Source organism: Hyphomonas chukchiensis (assembly GCF_000682695.1).
In the GTDB taxonomy this organism is placed as follows: domain Bacteria; phylum Pseudomonadota; class Alphaproteobacteria; order Caulobacterales; family Hyphomonadaceae; genus Hyphomonas; species Hyphomonas chukchiensis.
Genome location: NZ_AWFG01000063.1, coordinates 169341 through 195346, shown reverse-complemented (window position 1 = coordinate 195346; position 26006 = coordinate 169341). Strand labels below are relative to the sequence as shown.

28 protein-coding genes are annotated in these 26006 nt (G+C 59.7%); 17 read left to right on the top strand and 11 right to left on the bottom strand.

What is annotated here, in order from left to right:
- Positions 1–10: 10 nt before the first annotated feature.
- Positions 11–352: an iron-sulfur cluster insertion protein ErpA gene (gene erpA / locus HY30_RS16325; RefSeq protein WP_034743157.1), complete on the bottom strand. Its 342-nt coding sequence runs from the start codon at positions 350–352 to the stop codon at positions 11–13.
- Between the two features lie 27 nt (positions 353–379).
- Here erpA and HY30_RS16320 point away from each other — a divergent pair, with 27 nt between their 5' ends.
- From HY30_RS16320 to scpB, 5 genes are all read left to right on the top strand, one after another.
- On the top strand, positions 380–1552 hold the full coding sequence (locus tag HY30_RS16320) for a deoxyguanosinetriphosphate triphosphohydrolase (RefSeq protein WP_034743155.1): 1173 nt from the start codon (positions 380–382) through the stop codon (positions 1550–1552).
- 110 nt (positions 1553–1662) lie between these two features.
- Positions 1663–2514: an SPOR domain-containing protein gene (locus HY30_RS16315; RefSeq protein WP_034743152.1), complete on the top strand. Its 852-nt coding sequence runs from the start codon at positions 1663–1665 to the stop codon at positions 2512–2514.
- Positions 2511–3551 (top strand): beta-N-acetylhexosaminidase, encoded by a 1041-nt coding sequence (gene nagZ, locus HY30_RS16310; protein ID WP_034743149.1) that lies wholly within the window; start codon positions 2511–2513, stop codon positions 3549–3551. The genes HY30_RS16315 and nagZ overlap by 4 nt, the downstream gene beginning before the upstream one ends.
- Positions 3548–4381: a segregation and condensation protein A gene (locus HY30_RS16305; protein WP_034743145.1), complete on the top strand. Its 834-nt coding sequence runs from the start codon at positions 3548–3550 to the stop codon at positions 4379–4381. The genes nagZ and HY30_RS16305 overlap by 4 nt, the downstream gene beginning before the upstream one ends.
- Positions 4368–5417: an SMC-Scp complex subunit ScpB gene (gene scpB / locus HY30_RS16300; protein WP_081812321.1), complete on the top strand. Its 1050-nt coding sequence runs from the start codon at positions 4368–4370 to the stop codon at positions 5415–5417. Before HY30_RS16305 ends, scpB begins: the two co-directional genes overlap by 14 nt.
- A 1-nt stretch (position 5418) precedes the next feature.
- Here scpB and HY30_RS16295 read toward each other — a convergent pair whose 3' ends face one another.
- From HY30_RS16295 to HY30_RS16280, 4 genes are all read right to left on the bottom strand, one after another.
- Complete coding sequence (locus HY30_RS16295) at positions 5419–6024, bottom strand: DUF1287 domain-containing protein (protein ID WP_034743142.1); 606 nt, start codon at positions 6022–6024, stop codon at positions 5419–5421.
- Positions 6025–6127: 103 nt separating this feature from the next.
- Complete coding sequence (locus HY30_RS16290; protein WP_034743139.1) at positions 6128–6799, bottom strand: nitroreductase; 672 nt, start codon at positions 6797–6799, stop codon at positions 6128–6130.
- A gap of 66 nt (positions 6800–6865) precedes the next feature.
- Positions 6866–8197 (bottom strand): cytochrome P450, encoded by a 1332-nt coding sequence (locus tag HY30_RS16285; protein ID WP_081812320.1) that lies wholly within the window; start codon positions 8195–8197, stop codon positions 6866–6868.
- Between the two features lie 117 nt (positions 8198–8314).
- Entirely contained in the window at positions 8315–8803 is a 489-nt protein-coding gene (locus tag HY30_RS16280; protein ID WP_051615593.1) for a DUF2244 domain-containing protein, read from the bottom strand.
- A gap of 56 nt (positions 8804–8859) precedes the next feature.
- Here HY30_RS16280 and nth point away from each other — a divergent pair, with 56 nt between their 5' ends.
- Both nth and HY30_RS16270 read left to right on the top strand, forming a co-directional pair.
- A complete protein-coding gene (gene nth, locus HY30_RS16275; protein WP_081812318.1) occupies positions 8860–9585 on the top strand; it encodes an endonuclease III in 726 nt (241 codons plus the stop codon).
- A gap of 132 nt (positions 9586–9717) precedes the next feature.
- A complete protein-coding gene (locus HY30_RS16270; RefSeq protein ID WP_034743136.1) occupies positions 9718–10491 on the top strand; it encodes a DUF481 domain-containing protein in 774 nt (257 codons plus the stop codon).
- Between the two features lie 9 nt (positions 10492–10500).
- Here HY30_RS16270 and HY30_RS16265 read toward each other — a convergent pair whose 3' ends face one another.
- On the bottom strand, positions 10501–11118 hold the full coding sequence (locus HY30_RS16265; RefSeq protein ID WP_034743133.1) for an outer membrane beta-barrel protein: 618 nt from the start codon (positions 11116–11118) through the stop codon (positions 10501–10503).
- Between the two features lie 78 nt (positions 11119–11196).
- Entirely contained in the window at positions 11197–12075 is an 879-nt protein-coding gene (locus tag HY30_RS16260) for an ATP-grasp domain-containing protein (protein ID WP_034743130.1), read from the bottom strand.
- 83 nt (positions 12076–12158) lie between these two features.
- On the opposite strand from HY30_RS16260, the gene HY30_RS16255 reads away from it, so the two are divergent.
- Both HY30_RS16255 and HY30_RS16250 read left to right on the top strand, forming a co-directional pair.
- Positions 12159–13157, top strand: a complete 999-nt coding sequence (locus HY30_RS16255) for an adenosine kinase (RefSeq protein ID WP_034743127.1) — start codon at positions 12159–12161, stop codon at positions 13155–13157.
- 99 nt (positions 13158–13256) lie between these two features.
- Positions 13257–13595, top strand: coding sequence for a winged helix-turn-helix transcriptional regulator (locus tag HY30_RS16250; protein WP_034743125.1), 339 nt, complete (start codon positions 13257–13259; stop codon positions 13593–13595).
- Positions 13596–13604: 9 nt separating this feature from the next.
- Here HY30_RS16250 and hslU read toward each other — a convergent pair whose 3' ends face one another.
- Together hslU and hslV are read right to left on the bottom strand one after the other, a co-directional pair.
- Positions 13605–14912, bottom strand: a complete 1308-nt coding sequence (gene hslU / locus HY30_RS16245; RefSeq protein WP_034743349.1) for an ATP-dependent protease ATPase subunit HslU — start codon at positions 14910–14912, stop codon at positions 13605–13607.
- Between the two features lie 58 nt (positions 14913–14970).
- Positions 14971–15528, bottom strand: coding sequence for an ATP-dependent protease subunit HslV (hslV, locus tag HY30_RS16240; RefSeq protein WP_034743122.1), 558 nt, complete (start codon positions 15526–15528; stop codon positions 14971–14973).
- 159 nt (positions 15529–15687) lie between these two features.
- On the opposite strand from hslV, the gene pstC reads away from it, so the two are divergent.
- Genes pstC through phoB form a run of 5 tightly spaced genes read left to right on the top strand, consistent with a single transcriptional unit; the run spans position 15688 to position 20894 of the window.
- Positions 15688–17079 carry a phosphate ABC transporter permease subunit PstC gene (pstC, locus tag HY30_RS16235; RefSeq protein ID WP_034743118.1) on the top strand — a complete coding sequence of 464 codons (1392 nt, stop codon included), beginning with the start codon at positions 15688–15690 and terminating at the stop codon, positions 17077–17079.
- Entirely contained in the window at positions 17072–18652 is a 1581-nt protein-coding gene (gene pstA, locus HY30_RS16230; RefSeq protein ID WP_034743115.1) for a phosphate ABC transporter permease PstA, read from the top strand. Before pstC ends, pstA begins: the two co-directional genes overlap by 8 nt.
- Positions 18653–18702: 50 nt before the next feature.
- The gene (pstB, locus tag HY30_RS16225; protein WP_034743346.1) at positions 18703–19482 is read left to right on the top strand and encodes a phosphate ABC transporter ATP-binding protein PstB; all 780 of its coding nucleotides are present in this window, start codon (positions 18703–18705) and stop codon (positions 19480–19482) included.
- Between the two features lie 10 nt (positions 19483–19492).
- The gene (gene phoU, locus HY30_RS16220) at positions 19493–20185 is read left to right on the top strand and encodes a phosphate signaling complex protein PhoU (RefSeq protein WP_034743112.1); all 693 of its coding nucleotides are present in this window, start codon (positions 19493–19495) and stop codon (positions 20183–20185) included.
- 22 nt (positions 20186–20207) lie between these two features.
- A complete protein-coding gene (phoB, locus tag HY30_RS16215) occupies positions 20208–20894 on the top strand; it encodes a phosphate regulon transcriptional regulator PhoB (RefSeq protein ID WP_034743109.1) in 687 nt (228 codons plus the stop codon).
- Here phoB and HY30_RS16210 read toward each other — a convergent pair.
- A complete protein-coding gene (locus HY30_RS16210; protein WP_034743106.1) occupies positions 20891–21595 on the bottom strand; it encodes a dienelactone hydrolase family protein in 705 nt (234 codons plus the stop codon). The two genes, phoB and HY30_RS16210, sit on opposite strands and share 4 nt — an antisense overlap.
- A gap of 139 nt (positions 21596–21734) precedes the next feature.
- Here HY30_RS16210 and HY30_RS20385 point away from each other — a divergent pair, with 139 nt between their 5' ends.
- Positions 21735–22601 (top strand): phasin family protein, encoded by an 867-nt coding sequence (locus tag HY30_RS20385; RefSeq protein ID WP_051615592.1) that lies wholly within the window; start codon positions 21735–21737, stop codon positions 22599–22601.
- A gap of 45 nt (positions 22602–22646) precedes the next feature.
- Here the strand turns inward: HY30_RS20385 and HY30_RS16200 are convergent, their stop codons facing one another.
- A complete protein-coding gene (locus tag HY30_RS16200) occupies positions 22647–23279 on the bottom strand; it encodes a TetR/AcrR family transcriptional regulator (protein WP_081812315.1) in 633 nt (210 codons plus the stop codon).
- Between the two features lie 157 nt (positions 23280–23436).
- Here HY30_RS16200 and HY30_RS16195 point away from each other — a divergent pair, with 157 nt between their 5' ends.
- Positions 23437–25125, top strand: coding sequence for an alpha/beta fold hydrolase (locus HY30_RS16195; protein WP_034743103.1), 1689 nt, complete (start codon positions 23437–23439; stop codon positions 25123–25125).
- Positions 25126–25161: 36 nt separating this feature from the next.
- Positions 25162–26004 (top strand): alpha/beta fold hydrolase, encoded by an 843-nt coding sequence (locus HY30_RS16190; RefSeq protein WP_034743099.1) that lies wholly within the window; start codon positions 25162–25164, stop codon positions 26002–26004.
- Positions 26005–26006 lie beyond the last annotated feature (2 nt).

The window sequence follows — 26006 nt, the reverse complement described above, 5'->3', positions numbered from 1 at the left end:
CAGGGTCAGGTCAGATCGAGAAACTGGTCCCGCAACCGCAGGCCGCTGTCGCATTCGGGTTCTTGATCTTGAAAGCCGCGCCGATCAGTTCGGTCGAGAAGTCGATCTCGGCGCCGTGCAGGAATTCGAGGCTCATTTCGTCGATCAGTACATGCGCGCCATCGCGCTCGACCACCAGGTCGTCGGCATTGGCCGCATCGGCAAAGTCGAACTTGTAGGAAAAGCCCGAACATCCGCCGCCTTCGACAGACACGCGCAGGAAGGCTGCGCCGTCCTGTTTGGCCAGAATCGCATTAATCCGCTTGGCAGCGGAGGCGGACAGGGTCACATCAGGGGCTGTTACGGTGCTCATCCACACAAGATAGGGACGAATTGGCCAATGGAAAAGAGAGCAGTGTTTGCGACACGTCACGAAGACAGCCGCGGGCGCTATCATGAGGAGGCCCCGTCAGCGACCCGAACGCCGTTCCAGCGTGACCGCGACAGGATCGTCCACTCCACCGCTTTCCGCCGCCTGAAGCAGAAAACACAGGTTTTCGTGGCCCATGAGGGCGACCATTACCGCACGCGCCTCACGCATTCCCTCGAAGTCGCCCAGATCGCCCGCAGCATCGCCCGCACGCTTGGCCTTGATGAAGACCTCGCCGAGGCCCTCTCGCTCGCCCATGATCTCGGCCATCCACCCTTCGGTCATGCCGGCGAGGACCAGCTCGACGCGTGCATGACGGACTATGAGGGCTTCGATCACAACGCCCAGACCCTGCGCATTGTCACCAAGCTGGAGGTCCGCTACCCCAATTTCGACGGCCTGAACCTCAGTTGGGAAATGCTGGAAGGCCTCGTCAAGCACAATGGCCCCGTCACCGGCCCCGATACGCCGATCAGCAGCCTGCCCGCCGCCTTCCGCAACTTCCACCAGCTTGCCGACCTCGAGCCCGACCAGTTCGCCGGCCCGGAAGCCCAGGTCGCTGCCCTGTCCGACGACATCGCCTACAATAATCACGACATCGACGACGGCATCGCCTCCGGCCTGTTCACCATCGACGACCTGAAGGATATCCCAGTCGTCGGCGATGCCTTCCGGGGCGTGCGTATCGAATACCCCCACCTCAGCGACCGCATGGTCACCTACGAGGCCGTCCGGCGCCTCATCGGCATCTGGATCAATGACGTGACCGACGAAACCCGCCGCCGCATCGCCCTCCACCAGCCCCAAAGCGCCGCTGCCGTCCGCGCCATGGATGTGCCCCTCGTCGCTTTCTCCGATGCGCTAGCCGAGCGCCAGCGTCCCCTGCGGGCTTTTCTCTACGAGCGCATGTACAAGCATTACAAGGTCAACCGCATGCGCAGCCAGGCCAAGCGCCTCCTGGCCGACCTGTTCGACATCTTCCTCGCCGAGCCCGAAACCCTGCCGCCGCCCTGGCGCCATGATGCGGCCCAGGTCACCGAAGGCCGCCGTGCCCGCATTGTCTGCGACTATATCGCCGGCATGACCGATACCTTCGCCATGGAAGAGCACCGCCGCCTGTTTGACCCCAGCGGCATGCGCTGATTTGCGAATGAATACAGCGCGCCCGGGGCAAATCCCATGAATGTTCAAGCGTCATTAACGAAACGGCCCCTAATATTAACCTCAGCAAATTGTTCTGAAGGAAGTATTCCATGGGCAGATCACGCAACGGGGGCGATTATTCGCCCTTCGAGGATGACTACCGGGGATTCGAAATCCGCGATGATGAGACCGCCCGTGGGCCGCTGATACTGGCGCTCGCCATCGGCGTCCTGCTCGTTTTCGGCGCCGTCGTCTGGAACACCTACCGGCAGGGCGTCCGTGCCAATGGCGCCGGGATCCCAAGTGTTATCGCCGATTCCCAGCCCTACAAGCGCACCCCGGAAGACCGCGGCGGCGTTGCCGTGCCCGACACCGACAAGCGTTTCTACGACCAGATGGACGCCTCTGACCGCCCCGCCGCGCAGGATGCCGAACTGGCCGATGAAGAGCGCAGCACTGAATTCCTGCAGGGTGGTCCCCCGATAGAGCTCCGGCCGGGAATCGAATCAGCCAGCGCTGACGAGACAGACCCCGAAAACGGCATGCCAAATGCCGTTGCGGATCAGGTGAAGGCGCTCGCCGACCTTGATTCCCGCCCTGCCGAATCGGACGAAGACCTTGAAGTCGCTGCCGTGAACCCGGTTCCGATGCCGATGGCGGCCCAGCCCATGCCCCGGCAACAGGCCATGTCCGAGTTCGAATTCGCGGCCGATGGCGCCTTTATGGTCCAAGTCGCCGCTTTCCGCTCCGAAGAGGCCGCCGAAGCCGCCTGGCGCAAGGCGTCCAGCTCCCGCCCGGATATCTATCAGGGCGCCTCAAAGCAGATCCAGCGCGCCGATCTCGGCGCCAAGGGTGTGTTTTACCGCTTGCGCGTCGGCACCTTTGCCGAAAGATCGGAAGCGGCTGCCTTCTGCGATGCGCTGAAGGCAGCTGGCGAAAACTGCATTGTGGTGACTGGATAGTGAATAAGGCTTGCATCCTCAGCGTCTCTGGCGCGCAACTGACTTCGGGGGAAAAGACCCTCTTCGCCACGCAAAATCCGTGGGGCGTCATCCTGATGGGCCGCTCCTGCGTGTCGAAAACGCAGATCCGCCAGCTGGTCAGCGACATCTGGGATGCCACGGGCCGCGAGACCCTCATCTTCATCGATCAGGAAGGGGGCCGCGTCGCCCGCCTCAAGGCGCCGGAATGGCCGCTTTTCCCGCGCGGTGAAGACTATGCGCTGCTCTACAAGACAGACCCTGAACGTGGCCGTGAAGCCGCATGGCTGGGCCACCGCCTCATCGCCGCCGAACTCGCCTCCATGTCCATCCATGCCGACTGTGCGCCCGTGGTAGATCTGCCGGTGCCCGGCGCGCATGACGTGATCGGCGACCGGGCCTTCGGCACAGAGCCGGAACAGGTGGCAGACCTTGCCCGCGCCGCGCTCAAAGGCCTTGCCGATGGTGGCGTCGCGGGCGTGGTGAAACATATCCCCGGCCATGGCCGGTCGATGTCGGACAGCCACCTCGAACTGCCCCGCGTCACAGCCAGTGAGCAGGAACTGGCCAAGGATTTCGACGCCTTTGCACGACTCGCCGACGCGCCAATGGCAATGACGGCCCATATTGCCTATGACGCCATCGATCCAGGCGTTGCGGCCACCCTGTCGCAAAAGCTGATTCAAGGCATCATTCGCGAGCGAATCGGGTTTGATGGCCTGCTGATGAGCGATGATCTGGGGATGAGGGCGCTGGGCGGCAGCCTGACGACGCGTGCAGACGGGGCAATTGCCGCCGGCTGTGACATGCTGCTGCACTGTTCCGGCTTCCTGAAGGACGACGAAGCGATCCTCGCCGAGATGACCGAAGTGGCCGAAGCCTCGCCGCTTCTGGCCGGTAAGGCGCTCCAGCGCGCTGACCGTGCCGAAGCCATGGCAGCGAATGAACAACCTTTTGACGGTCAGGCCGGATGGGCCCGTTTCCACGAACTCTTTCCTGAATTCAAGGCGATGGCATGAGCGTTGACGCCATCTCCATCGATGCGCTGTCGGCAGACGCGCAGGACGCCGAAGCGGGGGATGTCTTCCGCGTCGATGTCGATGGCTATGAAGGCCCGCTCCACCTCCTGCTGGAACTGGCCCGCCGCCAGAAGGTAGACCTGCTCCACCTGTCCATCCTCGACCTGGCCGTCCAGTATCTCGGCTTCATTGAAGACGCGAAGTCGAAGCGTATGGATCTCGCAGCAGACTATCTGCTGATGGCCTCATGGCTTGCCTATATGAAGTCGCGTCTCCTTCTGCCCAAGCCCGAAAAGCTGGATGAGGACGAGCCGAGCGGCGAGGAAATGGCCGAACGGCTGGCCTTCCGGCTGAAACGTCTCGATGCCATGCGCACCGCCGTTGAAGAACTGGAAGCAGGGCCTGTCCTCAACAATGTCATCTTCCTGCGCGGCCGGCCCGAGCAGCCAGTCGTCGTCAAGCATACCGAGTTCAAGGCGTCGCTCTACGAGCTGACGCAAGCCTTTGGCGCCATTCGTGAGCGCAAGGAAAAGGAAGCGCCTCACAAGATTGAGCAGCAATTCGTCTTGCCGCTGGAACTGGCGCGCACCACACTGCGCGCACTACGCAGCCAGCTCACCCAGTGGTCAACGCTCGACGAGATCCGGACAACGATGACGGATGTCGACCCGGATCTGCCGCCAAGGTCCGTTACCGCCAGCGTCTTTTCGGCGGCGCTCGAACTCGCCCGTGACGGGGAAGTCGACGTGCGCCAGGACGCCCACTTTGCGCCACTATACCTGCGTAATGCAACAACCAACCCCGGGGAGGGCAGGGATGCAACCGCTTGAGAAGTTTGAAATGATGGATGATTCACAGGAAGAGACGCGGGATCCCATGGCCCAGCTGTCCTTCGCCTACAAGCGCTCCGAAGCGGCGCTGGAAGGCGGAATGCAGGAGGCCTTGTCGGAAGGAATCCGTCGCGCGGAGGCCATCCTGTTTGCCGCTGGCGAGCCTCTCTCGGCTGACCAGATTGCCGAAATCCTGCCGCATGGCGTCGAGTCGGCCGAGGTGCTGATGTCGCTGCGCGCGATGTATGCCAATCGCGGCGTGAACCTCGTTGAGGTCGCCGGTAAATGGCGCTTCCAGACCGCTCAGGACCTTTCCTACCTTTTTGTCGAAGAGCGTCAGGTCCAGAAGAAGCTGGGTCAGGCTGCGCTTGAGACGCTCGCGATCATCGCCTATGGCCAGCCTGTCACGCGCGCCGAAATCGAGGCCGTGCGCGGCGTCGCCGTCGCCAAGACGACCATCGACTCGCTGATGGAAGCCGGCTGGGTCAAGATCAAGGGGCGCCGCAAGACGCCCGGCCAGCCGATGACCTATGGCACCACCGATGCCTTCCTTGAGCATTTCGGCCTTGAAAGCCTCGACACCTTGCCGGGCAAGGCAGATCTCGAAGCTGAAGGCCTCTTGTCCGATGTTATCCCATCCGGCTTCCAGATGCCGGACGAGGAAGCCCTCAACGAAGAAGACGTCCTGATCGAAGATCGCCACGAGGCCGAAACCGTCGACGCCTTCGTCACCGATTACATGGATATCGAGGATGCGGACGAGCCCGCCGAGAACGCTGAAGCGGGCGTATCCGACGAGACACAAACAGACGATACCGAATTGGAACTGACTGAAGATGCCATGGCTGGCGAGGCAGAAGACGATGAATCTGACGACAGCTCTGTCAGCGTTTTCACCTACCTGAAGCCGCGCCCGACCACGCCTGAGGAAGACGAGGATTTCGACCGTGCAGCGGTCAAGGCCGCCGTCATTCAGCTCGCCTCCAATCCGCGTGAGCCGGAACGCCCGATGAGCGACTGGGACGACGAGGAATAGGTCACACGCCCGGCGGTTCGAACCGGAACCGCCTTTCCTCATCGAACAGGCCGAGGATGTCGTCCTCAGCCGTGCCTGCGCCGATATTGTGAAGCACATAATGATGCCCCATGGCTGTCACCCGGTCTGAGACGATCCCGATGTGCGGCAGGTTGCCATTCAGGCGCATCGTGTAGAGGTCGCCGGGTTGCCAGTCCGTCAGTGAGGCGGGAGTGGGCAAGGCCTCTCCATGCCGCCGGAAATAGGTCTCAAGGTTCGGCACCCGGCGATGGTCGATATTCCGATCCGTCCGCGTCAGGCCCCAGGTCTTCGGATAGACACTGAACGCCGCCTTCATGTCCTCATGCACGGCTGATTGCAGGTCGAAGTCGAACGCGTCCCGATAGGCCCGGATCACGACATCCGTACACACGCCCTGTTCTCGTGGAACATCGCCGTTCGGATAGTCCAGGCTGACATAGGCCGGGTCATAGCTCACCGTGACGCCGATCTGGCGACGCGCGGCGAGGATAAGCCGCGTCTCCCAGGGCACCAGCCGCTCACCCGTGACGCTCGGGATGAGAGGGAGGGCCACAAGGCCGGACAGGGCAGCACGACGCGTGATCATGGCCCTAGAAAGCACTGCCATGGGGCAGGATTAGGTCGCAAATGGGCCGGGAATGGTCCGGGAATGGACTCGGAAGTCCCCGTTAAGACCCGGGAACGGACTCCTAAAACCCCTTGAGCTCCGCAATTTCGTCCAGATCGGCCCGTTCAGCGCGCAGCGAATTGACCTTGTGATCGGGATCCGGAACGCCAACAGCCATCGCGCACCAGACCATTTCGGTCTCGCCAAGCCCGAAGTGTTCCTTCAGCATCGGCCGCAAAATGCCCCAGCATTCCTGCATGCATGTCCCCCATCCGCGCTCCTCTGCGAGCAGGGCCAAAGTCTGCATGTACATGCCGGTATGGCCCCACTGGCCGTGGCCCATGCGCTCGTCAATCACAATGAATACTGCAGCAGGCGCGCCGAAGAAGCGGTAATTGTTGGCAAACCAGGCGAGCTTCGCGGCACGGTCGCTGCGCGGGATTTCCAGCGCTTCGTACATCATCTCTCCCACACGCCGGCGGCGCGCTTCGTGGGGTTCCCACAGGTCCTTGGGATAGATCGCCCGGTCCGTCGGCTGGCCCGCCGGACTGTCCTTCAGCACCTCAGCCGCCTTGGCGATCACCGCATCCTTCGCATCCCCCGAAACCACAATCACCCGCCAAGGCTGCACATTCCCCCCCGAAGGCGCCCGCTGCGCAGCGGTCAGCCATTCACGTACATCGGCTTCGGAAAGCGCGTCAGGCTTGAAGGCGCGCGTTGAAATGCGCTGGGCGACAGCGGTGGATACGTCCATGAAAAAACCTCCCATCAGGATCTGATGGGAGGCTTATCAGGCTTTGCGCGGCGTCAGCCAACACGCTTATTTCGGATGGCAGATCACCGGCATCCAGGTGTAGCCCTTCACGAAGGCGCCGGACGTCAGCGATGGCTCGTCCAGCACTTCGATATGGCTGAAGCGTTCCATGATCTCCTGCCACAGGATCTGCAGCTGCAGCTCCGCAAGGCGGTTGCCGACGCAGCGGTGGATGCCGAAGCCGAACGAGATGTGGCGGCGGGCATTCGGGCGGTCGATGATATAATCGTTCGGGCGGTCCCAGAAGCGTTCGTCGCGGTTGCCGGAGACATACCACATGGCGACCTGGTCGCCTTTGTGGATGGTTTTACCGCCCATCTCGACATCTTCCAGCGCTGTACGGCGCATGAAGGCCAGTGGCGTTTGCCAGCGGATCGTCTCGGATACCATGTTCGGGATCAGCGAATGATCAGCTTTCAGCTTCTCGTATTCAGACGGGAACTTGTTCAGGGCGTAGACCGAACCCGTCATCGAGTTGCGGGTCGTGTCATTGCCGCCCACGATGAGCAGGATGACGTTACCCAGCAGCTCCATCGGCGTCATGTTGCGGGTCTTTTCGCCATGCGCCAGCAGGCTGATGAGATCGTTCTTCTCATCCATGGCGCCGCGTTCCTGGAACAGGCCCATGAACGTCGTGAGGCAGGTCATCATCTCCTGTTTCCACTGTTCTTCCCCACCGGGGCAGATGTCAGGATTGTTCATGTTGGTCGCGACGTCCGACCAGCGGGTCAGGTCGCGCCGGCGCTCAAACGGATAGTCGAAGAGCGTCGCCAGCATCATGGTGGTCAGTTCGACCGAGACGGTATCGACCCAGTCAAAAGGTTCTCCGACCGGCAGGCTGTCGAGAAGGCCCTGCGTCCGCGAACGGATAAGGGATTCATACTCCTTGAGCATGTTCGGCGCGACGGCCGGCTGGACTGTCTTGCGCTGCTCGGAGTGGCGGGGCTCATCCATCGCGATGAACATCGGCATTTCGAAATCTTCAAGCGGCTCGCCCAACGTGATGCCACCATGCTCCCAGCTTGAGGAGAAGCGCTTGTGGTCCGTATCGATGGCCATGATGTCTTCATAGCGCGTGATGGACCAGTAGGGGCCGACAAAGCTGTCAGGCGTGAAATGGATGGGGTCTTCGTTGCGCAGGCGCTCGAGCAGCTCCCAATATTTTCCCTGACGCCAGATTTCCGGATCAACAATGTCGACGGTCTTGATGTCGACGCTGGAGGCCGGTGGCACTTCCTCGCCAACGCGCAGGTAGCCGGGATGCAAGGGTTCACGGTCCGAAACCTTGGGACGCTTCAGTGCGGGATGTTCAATGCTCTGTGCAGTATCTGCAGCCATTTCTTTTCCTCCGGAGCATCCTTCAACCGGATGCCAGTTTTGATGTCTGGAAGAATTTAACATACCCCGGATAAAAAAACCATGACGCAGGCGTCATTTATTTTTGGTAACCCGAATTCAGGCCAGATACCGTTCACTACGGGCGCGGATAAGCGCTGCCCGGACAGCGAGCAATAGCGATTTGCGCTCCGGCAGCGTCAGGAAGCGACCGATCACATAGGCTGTCCGCCCGTGCTCGATTCGCAGCCAGCTGGTCGATTCGACCGGCTCATCCAACTCAACCCTGGCAAAGGCTGAAGGCAGCTCAACGTGTCTCTCGGAGCCGTCGGCCTTGCGATGAAACAGACGCACCGACTTCGCGGTAATCGTTATGCGGGTCTCTTCACGCTGACGCCGGAAGGACCATCGAAAGGCCAGATAGATCGCCAGGGCATCCAGCCCGAAGAATCCAACGACGGGGAAGGCGCCCATCGAGAGAAAAGCCATGCCGCTGATGAAACTCGCCACGCCGACGACACTCATGATGATGGCAAAGCCGCGCGGGCTGAGTGACCGGTTCGGGGTCAGGACCGCATCCAGATAAACGACTTCTTCGATCTCGCTCATGCAGGAATATCTAGCACGGCCTTGCATGCTGCAAAGTGCGACTTAGACAGTCCTGCATGCCAAATGACGCACCCTCAAAGCCCAAGCCCCGGAAAAAGCGGGCTCCCCGTACGTTCGGACGGGAAAAGGCGCATGCACTGTATGCGGCGCTCGCTGAAGACCGGCCGGAACCGCGCACGGAACTGAACTTCACAAGCCCCTATACACTGGTTGTCGCCGTCGCTCTGTCTGCACAGGCGACCGATGTCGGCGTAAACAAGGCCACAGCCAAGCTTTTCGCTGTGGCCGATACGCCCGAAAAGATGCTGGCTCTGGGCGAAGAGGGTGTGGCGGAATATATTCGTACCATCGGGCTTTGGCGCAACAAAGCCAAGAATGTCATCGCGCTGAGCCAGATGCTGCTGGATGGATATGGCGGTGTAGTGCCCGATACGCGCGATGAGCTGGAGCGCTTGCCGGGGGTGGGGCGCAAGACGGCCAATGTGGTCTTGAACGAGGCCTTTGGCGTGCCGACGATTGCCGTGGATACGCATGTCTTTCGTGTGGCCAACAGAACGGGTCTCGCGCCCGGCAAGACGCCTGAGCAGGTGGAGGCCGGCCTGGAACGCGCCACACCGGATGAGTACAAGCACGGAGCCCATCACTGGCTCATTCTGCACGGGCGATATGTCTGCAAGGCGCAAACGCCAGAATGCTGGCACTGCGCGATTGCGGATCTGTGTCGGCACAAGCCCAAAACGCCCGACCCTGCGACTGTCTCCCGCCTTGGTCCGCGTCGTTAAATGCCGCCTGTTTAGGCAGGGTTGTCGCAGATTATTCTGAAGGTATACGCGCCATGAAGTGGCCATTGTTCCGTGAGTCGATGGTCTGAATTTGCCGCCAGAACTGATCCGATCAATCCAGGAGTCCTCGCAATGCGTCCACTGAAACAGTCCTCATTCATCCTTGCTTCTGTCGGCGCTGCCCTCGTGGCCGTTGCGCCGGCTCACGCACAGGAAAAAGATGGCTGGAGTGGGGAGGGTGCCTTCAATGCGGGCTATACGACCGGCAATACGGAAACGACCGACCTGGGCCTGGGTATTGATGTCGCGCGCAAGGCAGGTTTGTGGAAGGTCGAACTGGTCGCGGACGGTGAATATGGCGAGCAGGATGGCGTCGAAAGCCGCAATCGTTACTTCTTCTCAGGCGATGTCGATCGTCTGCTTAACGAAAAACTGTTCAGCTTCGGTCGCGCCTCTTATGAAGTCGATCAGTTCACCGGCTTCGATAGCCGCACCTTCGTTGGTGGCGGTCTTGGCTACCACATTCTGGACGGTGAGAAGAGAAGCTGGACCGTGCGCGGGGGTCCGGGTGTCAAGATTGACGAGATCAAGCGCACTGTTGTGACGGACTCAACCGGGGCGATCAGCGTTACGCCAGCAGAAACCGTTACGTCCGTGGGCGCTGTGGCGCGCTCCGAATTCGGCTACCAGTTCAACGAAAATGTGAAACTCGCAGACGAGACTGACATCTTGTACGGCGAGACCTCTACCCAGATCGAGAACAGCATTGCACTGACGGCTTCGGTTTCCAAATCCTTCTCCGCGCGCATGTCCTTCAATGTGCGTTACGACACGAATCCGGCTGATGGATTTGAGGATACCGACACGGCCTTGAAAGTGGCGCTCGTCTACGGCTTCGGGAAGTAGGGGCCTGTATTAGAAGTCCGGGCGCCAGCGTAACGACACGAAGAAATTGTAGCTCCGATTGATTCCGTCGATGTCGCCAATATTGGATTCCACGGCCTGGTCGGTAAACGAAAAATACTCGAAACCGCCTCCGAACCGCAGTTGTGAATTGATGTGGTAGGTCGAGCCTAGGAAGACGTTGCCGTAGGTGCTGATGTTCGTGTCGTTTCCGACGACGATGAAGTCGGGATTGATATCGGCAGGACCTTTGAAGTCGAAGTCGAGAATACCGCCACCAACCCCGACGCCGACAAAGGGCCTGAGCTTCTTGCCAGGCCGAAAGTCACGAAACAGATGCAGGCCGAGCGTGTGGGCATCAAAGTCTCCCCGGACCGTTTTGGCCCCGTTCAGGCCCTGTATCTTGGCCCATCGGCGCGAGTATTCAGTCTCCACACGCCAGACGTCGGAAAACCGGTATCCGACCGAGGCACCAAATTCGCGACTGGCGGCGAAGATGAGATTGTTCTGATCGCTGATTGCGCCATAGCCGCGAAATCCCAGATAGAGGCCGTCCTCACTTTCGATCTGAGCTGAACATGTGCCGGCGAGAAGCGATGCGGCTGTTGCTGACAAGGCAAATCTGATCATGGCTCATTGTGTCCCCGGCGCAAAATTGCACGCTGCGCGGCGTGCCCTTATCATCGGGCACAGCACATCACTTGGATCTTATGAGGCGATTTGCAGTTGCCGTGCAACCGCCGCCGCCATTCGCTTGCCGAGTTCAGGGCCTTCAATGGGGTAGAGATAGGGCTCGATCAGTTCCAGCTCCATGAGAAGCAGTTGGCCATCTTCCGCGCGCAGCATATCGACACGGCCGTAGAGGGGCGCCTGGTCAAGCGTGCCCATTATGGCCTGTGCGGCCGCCAGGTCCTGCAGGGATGGGACAATCGGTTCTTCCCGGCCGCCGTATTCGGATTGGATCCTGTAGTCACCATTGGCCGCACGCTTGATGAGTGCATGACTGAAATCACCGTCGATGAAGATGAAGCTGATCTCGCCTTCGACCTGGATCATGTTCAGGAAAGGCTGGACCATCATCGGGTGTGAAACCGCCGGAATTGCCTCGCCGCGCTTCAGCCGGAACTGGTCCCGGGCCCCGGCGCCGATCTGGCGCTTGAAGACGAGGTCGTCACTGCCAAGCGCGTCAAACGCACTGGACGCAGCTTCAGGCGTTACCCTCTCCATCCAGAGGGTGGGGATAAGGCGCGCGCCTTTCGATTCGAGGTCCTTCAGATAGGTCTTGCGGCTGTTCCAGCGCACCATGTCTGCCGAGTTGAACAGGCGTGTGCGCTTTCCAATGGCCTCGAGGGTGTCGAGGAACGCATCGATCCGGTCCCAATAGTCCCACGTCGTGCCGATGATGGCAGCGCCGAAAGACCCCCAGTCGGCTTCCGGATCGTCCCAGGCGACATCGACAACGGACATGCCCTTTTCGGCGAAAGCCGGCACGAGCGAACGCATCATGTAGTCATGCTCGAACGCATCAGTACGACGAACGGGCGAGTCTGGAAGGGTGACCTGCGAGGCAATGTAAGCGATTTTCATGGCGAGCGGTTTAGCATGGCGCGCAGTTGCGTCCAGCGCGCATGTCTGGCAATCGGCGGACTGGTTTTCAAGGCTATGTACATATGACTTCCACCCGTTTTGATGTTGTCGGTCTCGGCAATGCGATCGTTGATGTCCTTTCCAGCGCAGATGACGCGTTCTTGGAATCCTGGGGCATCCAGAAAGATGCCATGACGCTGATCGAGGAGCCTCGCGCAGAGGAACTTACGGTACAAGCGAGGAACCCGATCATCACGTCAGGTGGTAGCGGCGCGAACACGATAGCGGGCGTATCAAGCTTCGGCGGCAGCGCTGCCTATATCGGCAAGACAGCCAATGATGATCTGGGCCGGCAGTTCCGCGAAGAAATGACCCGGACGGGCGTGCCTTTTGCCACACATCCCCTCGAGAGCGGCCCGGCAACGGCTCGGTGTATCATCTTCGTCACCGAAGACGGCGCGCGCAGCATGAACACATTCCTTGGCGCTTCGGTTCTCTTCTCCAAAGAGGATGTCGATGAAGAGGTTGTTCGCCAGGGCCGCATTCTCTATCTCGAAGGCTATCTGTTCGATAAGGACGATGCCAAGGCGGCCTTCATCCATGCGTCCGAAATCGCCAAGTCCGCGGGCCGCCTCGTCGCCCTGACGCTTTCAGACAGCTTTTGCGTTGACCGCCATCGCGAAAGCTTCCTGCATCTGGTCCAGGGACATGTCGACATCCTCTTCGCCAATGAGGAAGAGCTTCTGTCGCTTTACCAGACGCGCGACTTCGATGAGGCGATTGCGCGACTTCAAGCGGATACGGCGATCGCCGCCGTGACGCGCAGCGAAAAAGGCTCCGTTGTGATCGGTGAAGGCGAGCCGCTCGCGGTTGCAGCTGAACCTGTCGCGAAAGTGGTCGATACAACAGGGGCCGGTGACCAGTACGCGGCGGGGTTCCTGTTCGGCTATGCCCGAGGCCTGCCCTTGGCGACGTGCGCAAGGCTTGGCCACATAGCTGCCGCTGAAGTCATCAGCCACTTCGGCCCGCGCCCGGAAGTTCCGCTTGCGGGTCTCGCTGAAGCAGCAGGTATCAAGCTTTAGGTCGAAACGAGAGCCCGTTACATCCCGAAGCCCAGCCATAACGAATCAGCTTATAGTGCTGTTTCGGAACTTGCTAGGAAACGGCACGGGGTATCCCGCATGAAATGGTCTGAGCTCTCTGATAACTGGTGCCCGGTCGCACGGACTCTATCGGTGCTGGGCGACCGTTGGACGCTTCTCATTTTGAGGGACTGCCTCCTTGGCCTCTCGCGGTTCGAACAGTTTGCGGAATCAAGCGGGATGACCCGGCATATATTGGCCGACCGGCTGAAGCGCCTTGTGGAAGCGGGCATTCTTGTTCGCAATCCGTATTCAGAGGCGCCCAAGCGTTACGACTATATTCTCACCGAGAAGGGGCAGGAGCTTGCCCCGGCGCTGATGACATTGCGCGACTGGGGCAAGAAGCATTTGCCTGTGCGGCGGGCCAGCACGAGCTGATCGCCTCTTTTACAGAATGAACTTGGAGAGGTCAGCATTGCCTGCGAGGCTGGCGACGCGTTCGTTCACATAGTCCGCCGTGATCGTGATGGTTTCGCCGGACTTGTCAGGTGCGTCGAAACTGATCTCATCAAGAAGCCGCTCCAGCACTGTCTGCAGGCGTCGGGCACCGATATTCTCAACCGTGCTGTTCACGGCCTCCGCCAGATCCGCAAGACGGTCAATCGCGGCGTCCTCAAAAACAAGAGTCACATTCTCCGCTGCCATGAGCGCTTCATACTGGCGCACAAGGCTCGCCTCGGGCTCGACCAGGATGCGCCGCAGGTCGTTGCGGGAGAGCGGTTCCAGTTCCACGCGAATGGGCAGACGGCCCTGCAATTCCGGCAGCAGGTCTGATGGCTTGGAGACATGGAAAGCCCCCGACGCAATGAAAAGGATATGGTCTGTCTTCACTGCGCCACGCTTGGTGGAGACGGTCGTGCCTTCGATCAGCGGAAGGAGGTCGCGTTGGACGCCTTCACGGCTAACGTCGGCGCCGCCCCGGTCCTTGCGGGCAGCCACCTTGTCAATTTCATCGAGGAAAACGATGCCATCTTCTTCAACGGCTTTCACAGCCTCGCGGATGATGGCGTCTTCGTCGAGCAAACGGTCGGCTTCTTCCTCCAGAAGGGGCTGGTGGGCCTCCTTCACGGTCGTGCGAACGCGCTTGGTCCGGCCGCCACCCATGGCCTTGCCCAGCATGTCCGACAGGTTGATCATGCCCATGGAGCCGCCTTGCCCCGGAATATCCAGCATCTGCATGGCGTTGCCGGAATCGGTGAAGTCGATGTCCACTGGCTTGTCGTCGAGTTCACCAGCCCGCAGCTTGCGACGGAAGGCTTCGCGCGTGGACGCCTGGGATTCGGCGCCCACAAGGGCGTCCAGAAGCCGTTCCTCCGCGGCATCTTTGGCCTGTTGCGCAACGCCAGCCCGTTTCTGTTCGCGAATCATGCCGATGGAGGCCTCGACTAGGTCGCGTATGATCTGTTCGACATCCCGCCCGACATAACCGACTTCGGTGAACTTGGTCGCTTCGACCTTCAGGAATGGGGCATTGGCCAGCTTGGCCAGGCGACGTGAGACTTCAGTCTTGCCCACGCCGGTGGGACCAATCATCAGGATATTCTTGGGTGTGATCTCGTTTCGCAGCGCTTCAGGCGCCTGCTTGCGGCGCCAGCGGTTGCGCAGGGCAATCGCCACGGCGCGTTTGGCGCCAGTCTGGCCAACAATGTGCCGGTCAAGCTCGGCAACGATTTCACGAGGTGTCAGGTTTTGCATTTGGAGATTCCGGAACTGCTTTGCCATCAGGCCTGCATCAGACGAGAAGGGAAGGCGATTAAAGGTCGAGCGTTTCGAGCGTGAAATTGGCGTTTGTGTAGACGCAAATATCAGCGGCGATCTGCATGGCCTTGCGACCGATGACTTCGGCATCCTCTTCATAATCATACAGGCCGCGCGCGGCGGCCAATGCATAATTCCCCCCGGACCCGACGGCGACGACATTATGCTCGGGCTCGAGCACATCGCCAGCTCCGGTGATCACGAGCGTGACCTCCTTGTCGGCCACGATCAGCAGGGCTTCAAGTTTTTGTAGGTATTTTTCGGTTCGCCAGTCCTTCGCAAGTTCGACGGCCGCCCTTTGGAGTTGGCCAGGGTGGCGTTCCAGCTTCGCCTCAAGCCTTTCGAAAAGCGTGAAGGCATCTGCCGTGGCGCCCGCAAAGCCGGCGAGAATGTCGCCGCCTGCGATGCGTCTCACTTTACGTGCATTTCCCTTCATAATGGTTTGACCCATTGAGACTTGTCCGTCGCTCAGCATGGCGAGCTTGCCGGATTTTCGAACGGCGAGGATCGTTGTCCCATGCCATATCGCTTCAGATTCAGTGCGCTGTTTCATGGTCCCAGATGTGGCCGATCAGGCCGGTAGGTGCAAGAGATGTGCGGTCATCTGTCATGCCTGTCACAATTGTCACATAACTGTCGCGGAGCAGCATTAAGGGAAGCCATATCAACGGGGAATCCGGACTCGATGGTTCAACAGCTCGGTCACTTGCCAATGGGTTGGCTTTTGCTTGCACTGCTTGCAATGCTGGCATCGGGCGGCTTTTTCGTCGGCCGTGTTCAGGCAGAAAGATTCAATGGCGCTGCGGGCTCTGTCCGCGTTCATTCCCGGCCCAATTATCACGGTTATTATGTGGCGATGTGGACCTTCGTCCCGGCGCTGGTCGTTGCGCTGGCCTATGCCATGCTGGGCGACGGGATAGTCCGGTCTTTGCTTGCGGGTGAGCTGCCAGCCAATTTCCAGAACATGCCATCTGTCGAGTTGGACGTTTATCTCGACTCAATCGCGCGCGCGGCATTCGACCACGGCTATGGCGGCGCAGACCGCGTGTTTTCGGCCATCGCCAACCGATTCCTTGAATTGCAGGGCATGGTGAAGGCTTCAGCCATCGCCCTGGCGCTTGCCAGCGCAGCGTGCGGCTTTTTTCTGGCGCGCCGAAAGGTGGCCCCCGGCTTCCGCGCACGCAATCGGGTGGAAGGCGGTATAGAACTCTTTCTGTTCCTGTGTGCCGCCATCGCTATCGCCACAACTGTCGGCATTGTGGCCTCGCTGCTTTACGAAAGCTTGCGCTTCTTCTCGGAGATCCCGTTCTGGGACTTCCTTTTTGGCACGCGCTGGAACGCGCAGACAAGTGCAGAGTTTGGCGCCCTGCCGCTGTTCTACGGCACGTTCATGATCGCCTTGATCGCCATGCTCATCGCGGCGCCTGTCGGCCTGTTCGCGGCGATCTACCTTTCAGAATATGCCGGGCCAACCGTTCGGGCCTGGGTGAAGCCTGTCCTTGAGGTGCTCGCCGGTATCCCGACGGTTGTATACGGGTTCTTCGCTCTGCTTGTGGTCGCGCCAGCGATCCGGGCGGTCGCTGTCTGGATCAACATGACACTGATGTCTGCCGGCATTACGGCAGAGCCGCTTCTGGCGGCACAGCCTACCAGTGCGCTGGCGGCGGGGCTCGTCATGGGCATCATGGTCATCCCCTTTGTTTCATCGCTCTCTGACGATGTGATCAATGCTGTTCCGCAGACGCTGCGCGATGCTGCGTACGCCATGGGCGCCACGAAATCAGAGACGGTAAAGCATGTCGTCCTGCCGGCGGCTTTGCCGGGCATTATTGCGTCCCTTCTGCTGGCTGTCTCGCGTGCAATCGGTGAGACCATGATTGTGGTGATGGCGGCGGGACAGCGGGCGCGCATCTCGCCCGACCCGACCGCTGACCTGACGACGATTACAGTCCAGATCGTCTCACTGCTGACCGGCGAGACAGAGTTTGACAGCCCGAAGACGCTGTCCGCCTTTGCCCTTGGGCTCGTCCTGTTCGTGATTACCCTCTTCTTCAACCTTATCGCCCTTCGGGTCGTTCAGAAGTATCGTGAAAAATATGACTGACGCCGCCCCAGCCCCCTTCCGGAATGAAAAGGCGTTGAAGCGCCTGAAGAAGCGTCGGGCAGCCGATACGCGTTTCAGATTCTATGGCATGTCTGCGATTGCCTTCGCTTTGGCCGCTCTTTCGCTGCTTATCGTTTCGATCCTGTCGCAGGCGATATCTGCGGCGACCTATCATGTCGTGCGCTATGACGTTGTCCTTGACCCAGCCGTGATCGCGCCTGCCGGCAAGGACAAGCCAGCGGATGTGGCGCGCAATATCGACGGTTTCTACAACCTGCTGCGGTCCAACCTGTTGCAAACGTTTCCGGATGTGCAGGGCAACCGGCTTGAAACGCGTGAGCTCGGCGATCTTCTGACACGGCTGGCGGTGCTGCCTGTGGCGAAATCCGTCGCGGCAAATCCGACACAAATCGGTCAGGAGATGACCATCAAGGTGCCGCTCAATGACGATCTGGACCTGTATCTCAAAGGTGCAGTGTCGCCCGAAGCACGGCTCAAGCTGGGCACTGTCGAGCAGGGGACCGAGACGGCACCGGGACGGGTAACGCTTTCAGGGCCAAATGCTTTCAAAGGCCTGCAATCGCTTATCTCTGCCCAGCGCGCAGAAGTGGGCGATGCGGTAGATGCCCGCTCCATTCTTGTCACGTCAGGTCCCGCGACCGGCCGCGTTGTGAGCATGAGCGCCAACAGCTTGGAAATGGATCTGCTCACCGGAAGCGCCGCGGATTACCAAGGCGCCCGTCCCTTGGCGCGTGTCATCGCCTTGCCGGAAGCGCAGCGCAATGTCTCAGACGACCAGATAGCCTGGACGCTGGCTCTGAAGGACATGGGGCGTATTTCACGCGTTCCTCACTTCAGCCTCCTTACCCATACGGACAGCACCTACCCGGAACTTGCAGGGGCACTGGCGGCCATTGTGGGGTCACTCCTGACCATGCTCGTCACGGCATTCATCGCCATTCCCGTGGGCATTTTCGCATCGGTCTACTTGGAAGAATTTGCGCCGCGAAACCGGCTCACCGAAATCATTGAGGTCAACATCAACAATCTGGCCGCCGTGCCATCTATTGTCTTCGGCCTGTTGGGCGCCGCCGTGTTCCTGGGCTTTTTCGGATTGCCCCGCTCAGCGCCGCTTGTTGGCGGTCTCGTGCTGGCGCTGCTGACCCTGCCAACGATCATCATCGCATCGCGCGCCGCGCTCAAATCGGTGCCGCCGTCCATTCGGGCGGCTGCTCTGGGGGTAGGGGCCTCCAAGATGCAATCGGTTTTCCACCATGTGCTGCCTGTCGCCGGGCCTGGTATTTTTACGGGCGCCATTCTCGGCATGGCGCGGGCGCTGGGCGAGACCGCGCCCTTGCTGCTCATCGGCATGGTGGCGTTCGTGGCGGATGTGCCCGGCGGCCCAACCGATGAATCGACGGCCCTACCGGTTTTGGTATATAGCTGGGCGACGCATGCAGAGCGCGCCTGGGAGCCCATGACGGCAGCGGTGATCGTCATCCTCCTCATGTTCCTAATCACGATGAATGGTATTGTCGTATTCCTGCGACGCCGGTTCGAGCGGAGATGGTAATGGAAACCACAATCACTGAAAGCCGCGAAACACTGACGGCAGGGACAAGCATGGACGAGACACAGGGCCTCACTTATCCGCGGATCGAGTGCAAGAACATCAATGTCTCCTACGGCGACAAGCAGGCCATCTTCGATATTTCCCTGCCCATTCCAGACCGTTCGGTGACCGCTTTGATCGGCCCGTCTGGCTGTGGCAAGTCCACCTTCCTGCGATGCCTGAACCGCATGAATGACACGATCGAGTCCTGCAAGGTGACGGGCGAGATCATCATGGACGGCGAGAACATCAACGACCCGGATATCGACCCTGTGCTTCTGCGTTCCCGCGTCGGCATGGTGTTCCAGAAGCCCAATCCGTTTCCGAAGTCGATCTTCGACAATATCGCTTACGGTCCGCGCATTCACGGCCTCGCCGAAACGCGGGAAGACCTGGATGAAATGGTCGAGAAAAGCCTTCGGCGCGCCGGCCTCTGGGAAGAAGTCAAAGACCGGCTCTCTTCGCCTGGCAACAGTCTCTCCGGCGGACAGCAGCAGCGCCTGTGTATCGCCCGCGCGATTGCCGTTCGCCCTGAAGTCATCCTGATGGACGAGCCCTGTTCCGCTCTGGATCCGGTCGCCACGGCACGTATCGAGGAACTGATCGACGAGCTGCGCAAGCGCTACTGCATCGTCATCGTCACGCACTCCATGCAGCAGGCAGCGCGCGTCTCCCAACGTACCGCTTTCTTCCATCTCGGTGAACTCGTCGAAATGGGTGAGACTGACCAGATTTTCACCAATCCTCGCGAGCGTCGCACCGAGGACTATATCACCGGCAGGTTCGGTTAGGATTTGAATCATGTCTGATCATATTGTTTCCGCCTTCACGGACGAACTCGACAAGCTTGCTGCAGACATCCTGCGCATGGGCGGCATCGTCGAGACAATGATCCTCGATGCGTGTTCAGCCGTGAACAAGAATGACGTCGAACTTGCCCGTGAAGTTGTCGCGCGCGACCCGCAGGTCGACAAGCTGGAAGCGGATGTCGAGCGTCAGATCGTCAGTCTTATCGCCCGTCGCCAGCCCATGGCGCACGACCTGAGGGCCGTCTTCTCGGCGCTCAAGGTGGTTGGCGAACTGGAACGCGTGGGCGACCTGTCCAAGAACATCGCCAAGCGCGCCCAGCGGCTTGATGAGAACGTTGGCCCGTCCATGCGCAAGGGCATCTACCGGATGGCGAGCCCCGTATCGCGCCAGCTGAACATGGTGCTGGACGCCTATGCGACCGGCAATGCCTCAGCCGCCAAGGCGGTCTGGGAAGGCGATGACGATATCGACCAGCACTATAATTCCCTGTTCCGGGAAATGCTGACTTACATGATTGAAGACCCACGCACGATCGGGGCAGGGGCGCACATGTTGTTCATGGCAAAGAACCTTGAGCGCATCGGCGACCACTGCACCAATATTGCCGAGTTTGTATATTTCCAGGCGACGGGAGAATACCTTCTGTCAACGGACAGACCCAAAACACCCCAGATAGACGGCTGATGCCGCTAACGAGGACGACAACATGAAACCCTTTGTGCTCATCGCAGAAGACGAGAGCGCCGTCTCTGAACTGCTGCTCTATAACCTCAAGAAAGAGGATTATGATGTCGCCGTCGCCGCCGACGGGGAAGAGGCGCTGATGATGATCGACGAGCGCGCGCCGGACCTGATCCTGCTTGACTGGATGCTGCCCAAGGTCAGTGGCATTGAAGTGTGCCGCCGCATCCGCAATGGCGGCGCAAATCCGAATATGCCCATCATCATGCTGACGGCGCGCGGTGAAGAGAGCGACCGAATTCGCGGTCTCGATACGGGTGCGGATGATTACGTCACCAAGCCCTTCTCGACGACCGAGCTGATGGCGCGCGTGCGGGCGGTCCTGCGCCGCATCCGTCCGGGTCTCAAGGAAGACAAGATCACCGTCGGCGACATCATCATTGATCGCGTCGCTCACCGCGTCATGCGCAATGAAGGCGAAATCCATCTCGGCCCAACGGAATTCCGCCTGCTTGATTATTTCATGCAGCATCCCGGACGCGTCTTCTCACGCGAACAGCTGCTCGATACGGTCTGGGGCTCTGACGTCTATGTTGAAGCGCGCACGGTCGACGTTCACGTCGGCCGCCTGCGCAAGGCGCTCCGCCAGGGCGGCGGCGAGGATCCTATCCGCACCGTCCGCTCTGCCGGCTATGCCCTCCGCGGCGACTAGAAGAGTTCAGCCAGAAAATCCTCAAGATGCTCAAAGCTGCGCCGGTCGGCGTCGGCATTGTAGACCGTGCCCATGTCGGGATTGTTCGCGCCCTGTGTGGTAAAGGCATGCATGGAGTTCCCGTGCGCGTGCAGCTGCCAGTCAGCGCCCGCTTCGGTCATCTCCTTGGCGATGGCGAGCACATCATCCGGCTTTGCCATCGGGTCCTGCCAGCCATGCTCGATCAGCACCTTGGCCGAGATCTTCGGCGAAGAGATGTTGTCCGGTGCGCCCAGCAGGCCGTGGAAGGAACACACGCCAAGGACGTCCATGCCGGCCCGCGCCATGTCCAGCACGGAGAGGCCGCCAAAACAGTAACCGATGGCGGCTGCCTTGCTGGCATCGACGCCTTCCTGCTGCTTCGCAGCGGCCAATCCACCCGCGAGCCGCTTTTGAAGCTCGGCGCGATTACCGGCTAGCGGGTTCATAAGCGCCTGGTTTTCCTCAATCGTCGTGCCGCGCTTCCCCTTGCCGTAGACATCCATGGCAAAGGCGGCATAGCCGAGCTTGTCGACAACGAGCTGCGCCTTCTGGCGCTCGTTTTCCGCGAGGCCCGCCCAGGCGTGCGCGATGACAACGACCGGGACATTCGACTTGCCTGCTGGTTTCAGAAAGAAGCCCTCATAGGGTTTGCCATCAATGCTGTAATCAACTGCGCTCATATCCATGTTCCTCTCGTGGTTTCTACGGGCAGATACACGCTATTCACCGACGGGTTTCAACCCCGGCAGCGATTAGTATGCGCTTTCTAGACTTCTTCCCTATTTCTGGTCCCATCAGATAACCCGAAGGAGCCAAACCATGGCAAAGTCGAAATCCAAAGAGAAATCCAAGTCTCGCACAAAAGCCGAAAAGATCGGCAAGAACATCGAAGCGAACTCCGTCGACATGGCGCACAAGATATGGCTTGCGGGCGTTGGCGCCTATGGCAAAGCCTATGACAGCGCGCTGGCTGGTGCGAATGTCCTGAACACGCAATCGGCTGAGGTTTTCGAAGACCTCGTCAAGCGCGGCACGGAAATCGAAAGCGATGTGCGTGCCCGCCTCAGCGGTGACGAGCGTGTGCTCAAGGCCGGCCAGCAAATGGCCAAGGCTGCGGCAACGGCCCGTGAATTCCAGGTGCAGGCGCGCGACCAGTTCGAAGCCCGCATGGACCGCATGCGCGATCTGCTCGGCGTCAAGGGCCTCGGCACGAAGGGCGAGAAGATCCACAAGAAGCTGGACAAGCTTGAGGACGAAGTTTCCGACCTGACCTCCAAAGCGAAGTCGGCTGCGAGCGATGCAAACCTCAAGGCCCGCCTTGCCCGCCTGACCGCAGAGATCGAGGCTGTTGCCGGCGAAACCGGTGCCGAAGTCGCAAAGACAGCAAAGAAAGCGGCCAAAAAGACCACTGCGGCCGTGAAGGAAGCGATGTCGACGAAAGAGGCTGCACCTAAAGCCGCCAAACCAAAGGCCGAAGCCAAACCAATCGGTTCCGATGACCTGTCGAAAATCACGGGTGTCGGTCCGGCTCTTTTGAAGAAGCTGGCAAAGGAAGGGATCACGTCCTTCGCCCAGATTGCTGCGCTTACGAAAGCTGAAGTCCCCGCGCTCGATGAAAAGATCGGTGCGCGTGGCCGCATTACCCGTGACAACTGGGTGAAGCAGGCAAAGGCCCTGAAGAAGTAGGGCTGACGATACGGAGGGCGATCTCAGAAGGAGGTCGCTCTTCAATCAGTCGATCACTGCCTCATAATGGTCTATCATGCGCGTCAGCGCGCTGAAGCCTGCCTCTCCCATATAGGGCACGATAAGGCACATGACCTGGAACACGGTTTTGTGGATCAGCGCGGGGCCATCATGGTGCGTGTTGCCAATGCTGTCATTTGCCAGCCAGAACGTCACCGTCATCATGATCTGGTCTGTCAGTGCGGTCTTGAGGCGTGGATCCAGCCGAAGAATATCACCCTCTGCCAAGGCTTCCAGCACATGGGTGATGGTCTGACGCTTCTCACTGACAAGCGCCCTGAAACGTACCGCAAGATCCGGGTAGCGTTCCAGAAGCAGGCCAAGGTCGCGATAAAAGAAGCGGAAATCGTAGATCTCTTCGAGGATGATGTAGAGATAGACCCAATTGTCCTCAATCGAGTTTACGCCGCCTTTTGAGCCGCGCAGGATGACCCGCATCTCGTCCTCAAAGGCACCGAACAGGGCACGGATAATCGCGTCCTTGCCCTTGAAATGATAGTAAAGATTGCCTGGACTAATATCGAGTGCATTTGAAATATCGACGGCCGTTTGCGGCGCTTCTCCTTCCTCGTTGAAGAGGAGGAGGCTCACTTGAAGGATACGATCGCGTGTTTTCATGGTCCAACTTGGAGTTTGACACGCAATTATCACTATGGAACGAATTTTCTTTCAAACTTTACAAGTCTATCTTTGCACAATCGCAAGAGAAACAAATTAAGCTGGCGCCGTAGATCCTCGTGTCTGCGGAAGACCGGCACATACGGGGAGACAAGCAATGCCGACACCACAGGAAGAAATTGCCCGGAATGCCGCCGAGAGCACGACGGCGCTTAATCCGCTGACTGGCGGCTTCAACCGGCAGGAACTGCTGGGCGCTGTTGCCATGATGCTGCGCTCCACGATGACCAATCCCGTCACAACGGCCAAGACCGCCGGCAAGATCACCGCCGAGAACGCCAAGATTCTCATGGGCAAGTCGGAGCGCAAATCCGACCGCAAGGATCGCCGCTTCCAGGATCCGGCTTGGGAGCACAACCCGTTCTACAAGCGGGGCATGCAGGCCTATCTCGCGACCCAGGAACATCTCAATGACTGGGTCGGCGAACTCAAGATGACCGAACTTGAGCATGCGCGCGCCAAGTTCGTCATGGGAATGATCACGGATGCACTCGCGCCGACCAATACGCTGCTGGGCAATCCGGCGGCTACGAAGCGTGTCGTCGATTCCGGTGGCCTTTCCCTGCTCAAGGGTATGCAGCACCTCTACACGGACCTGACGAAGAATGGAGGCATGCCGTCCCAGGTGGACAAGCGCCCCTTCAAGGTCGGCGAGAATCTTGCAACGTCGAAAGGGTCGATTGTCTGGAAGAACGAGATGCTGGAGCTGATCCAGTACGCTCCGACTACAGAGAAGGTTCACAAGACCCCAATCCTCATCATTCCGCCGCAGATCAACAAGTTCTACGCCAATGACCTGACCCCGATGACTTCCATCGTACAGTTCCTGCTGGCGATGGAGCTGCAACCCTTTATCGTGTCATGGCGCAATCCGACCAAGAAGCACGCCCACTGGGGCTTGTCGGACTATGTCGACAGTCTCGTTCAGGCAAGCGAAGTCATCCGGAAGATCACGAAGTCGCCCAAGATCAATGTCGGGGGTGCCTGTTCCGGCGGAATCACGACGGCGACCTTCGCCAGTCTGCTGGCCGCGGCCGATGACAAGCGCATAAACGCACTGACCTTCATGGTCTGTGTGCTGAACCCCCAGAGGGATGACAGCGACCTTGGCCAGATCGTCTCGGATGGCAGTCTCGAGATCGCGCGCAAATACTCCAAACGCAAGGGCATCCTGAAGGGTGAAGACCTTGCCCGCATGTTCGCGTGGATGCGTCCGAATGACCTGATCTGGAATTATGTCGTCAATAATTACCTCATGGGCGAGGATCCACCGCCCTATAACGTGCTCTTCTGGAACAATGACACAACCAACCTGCCGGCCCAGCTCCATTCGGACTATCTGGACCTCGGCCTGACCCAGCCCTTCGACCATCCGGGCGAAATCGATGTTGCCGGCCACAAGGCAGACCTATCCAAGGTCAAATGCGATGCTTTCGTCGTGGCTGGCCTCACCGACCATATTACGCCCTGGAAAGCCTGCTACCGCACGCCCGCCTTGCTGGGCTCGGAAAATGTCGAGTTCGTGCTTTCCTCCAGCGGTCACCTTCAGTCCCTGATCAACCCGCCGGGAAATCCCAAAGCCAAGTATTTCCGCAATGCCGAGATCAAGCCAACCGCCGACGAGTGGGCCGCGACCGCTGAGGAGCATGCTGGCTCATGGTGGCCGCTATGGGGCACATGGTTGAAAGAGCGCTCCGGCGCTCTCAAGACTGCGCCAAAAGCTTGCGGCAACGAAGCCTTCCCACCACTTTATGCGGCACCGGGCAAATACGTCTTTGACGAATAAGACGCGCCTATCGCTAGACGACCAAGGAAAACACCCATGCCCGCAACGGAACCACGTCCGAGAATAACCATGCAGGACGTCGATGGCGTGATCCTGCGCACGGCGTTCTGGGCCGCAAAAAACGATGTTGGCAACCGCCCGCTTCTGTTTTTCAACGGCATCGGTGCCAACCTTGAGCTGACTCACGCCCTTGGCGACATGTTCCCGGATCGGGATATCATTACGTTTGACGTCCCGGGCGTCGGCAAAAGCCCGGTTACGCAATGGCCCTATCGTCCCTGGATGCTGGCCCGCTGGGCCCGCAAGCTGCTGGACCAGTTCCATATTGATGAAGTCGACGTCATGGGCGTCTCATGGGGTGGCGCGCTCGCCCAGCAGTTTGCCTTCCAGTATCGCAACCGCGTCGGCAAGCTCATCCTGTGCGCCACAACCGCCGGCATGACGATGATCCCGGGCAAACCAGCCTCGCTGTCCAAGATGGTGGACGCCCGCCGCTATACGGACCCGAACTATATGCGGGACAATTTCGCGACGCTGTATGGCGACGTGGCCGATGGTGCCGCCGATGGCCACATCCACAACCTCATGCCGCCCGAGCCAAAGGGGTATATCTACCAGCTGCTCGCCTTCATCGGCTGGTCGAGCCTGCCCTTCATCCGCTTCCTGCGGATGCCGACACTGGTCATGATGGGTGACAAGGACTCAATCGTACCACTCGCGAACGGGCATATCCTGAAGGTGGCGCTGCCAAATTCCCGGCTTCATGTTGTCGAAGGCGGCGGTCACCTTTTCCTCGTTACGCGGGCCAAAGAGACAGCGGACGTGATCCAGGCGTTCCTTGCCGAGCCGGAAGAGATCGAAAGCCGCGCAGCCGCCTGAGG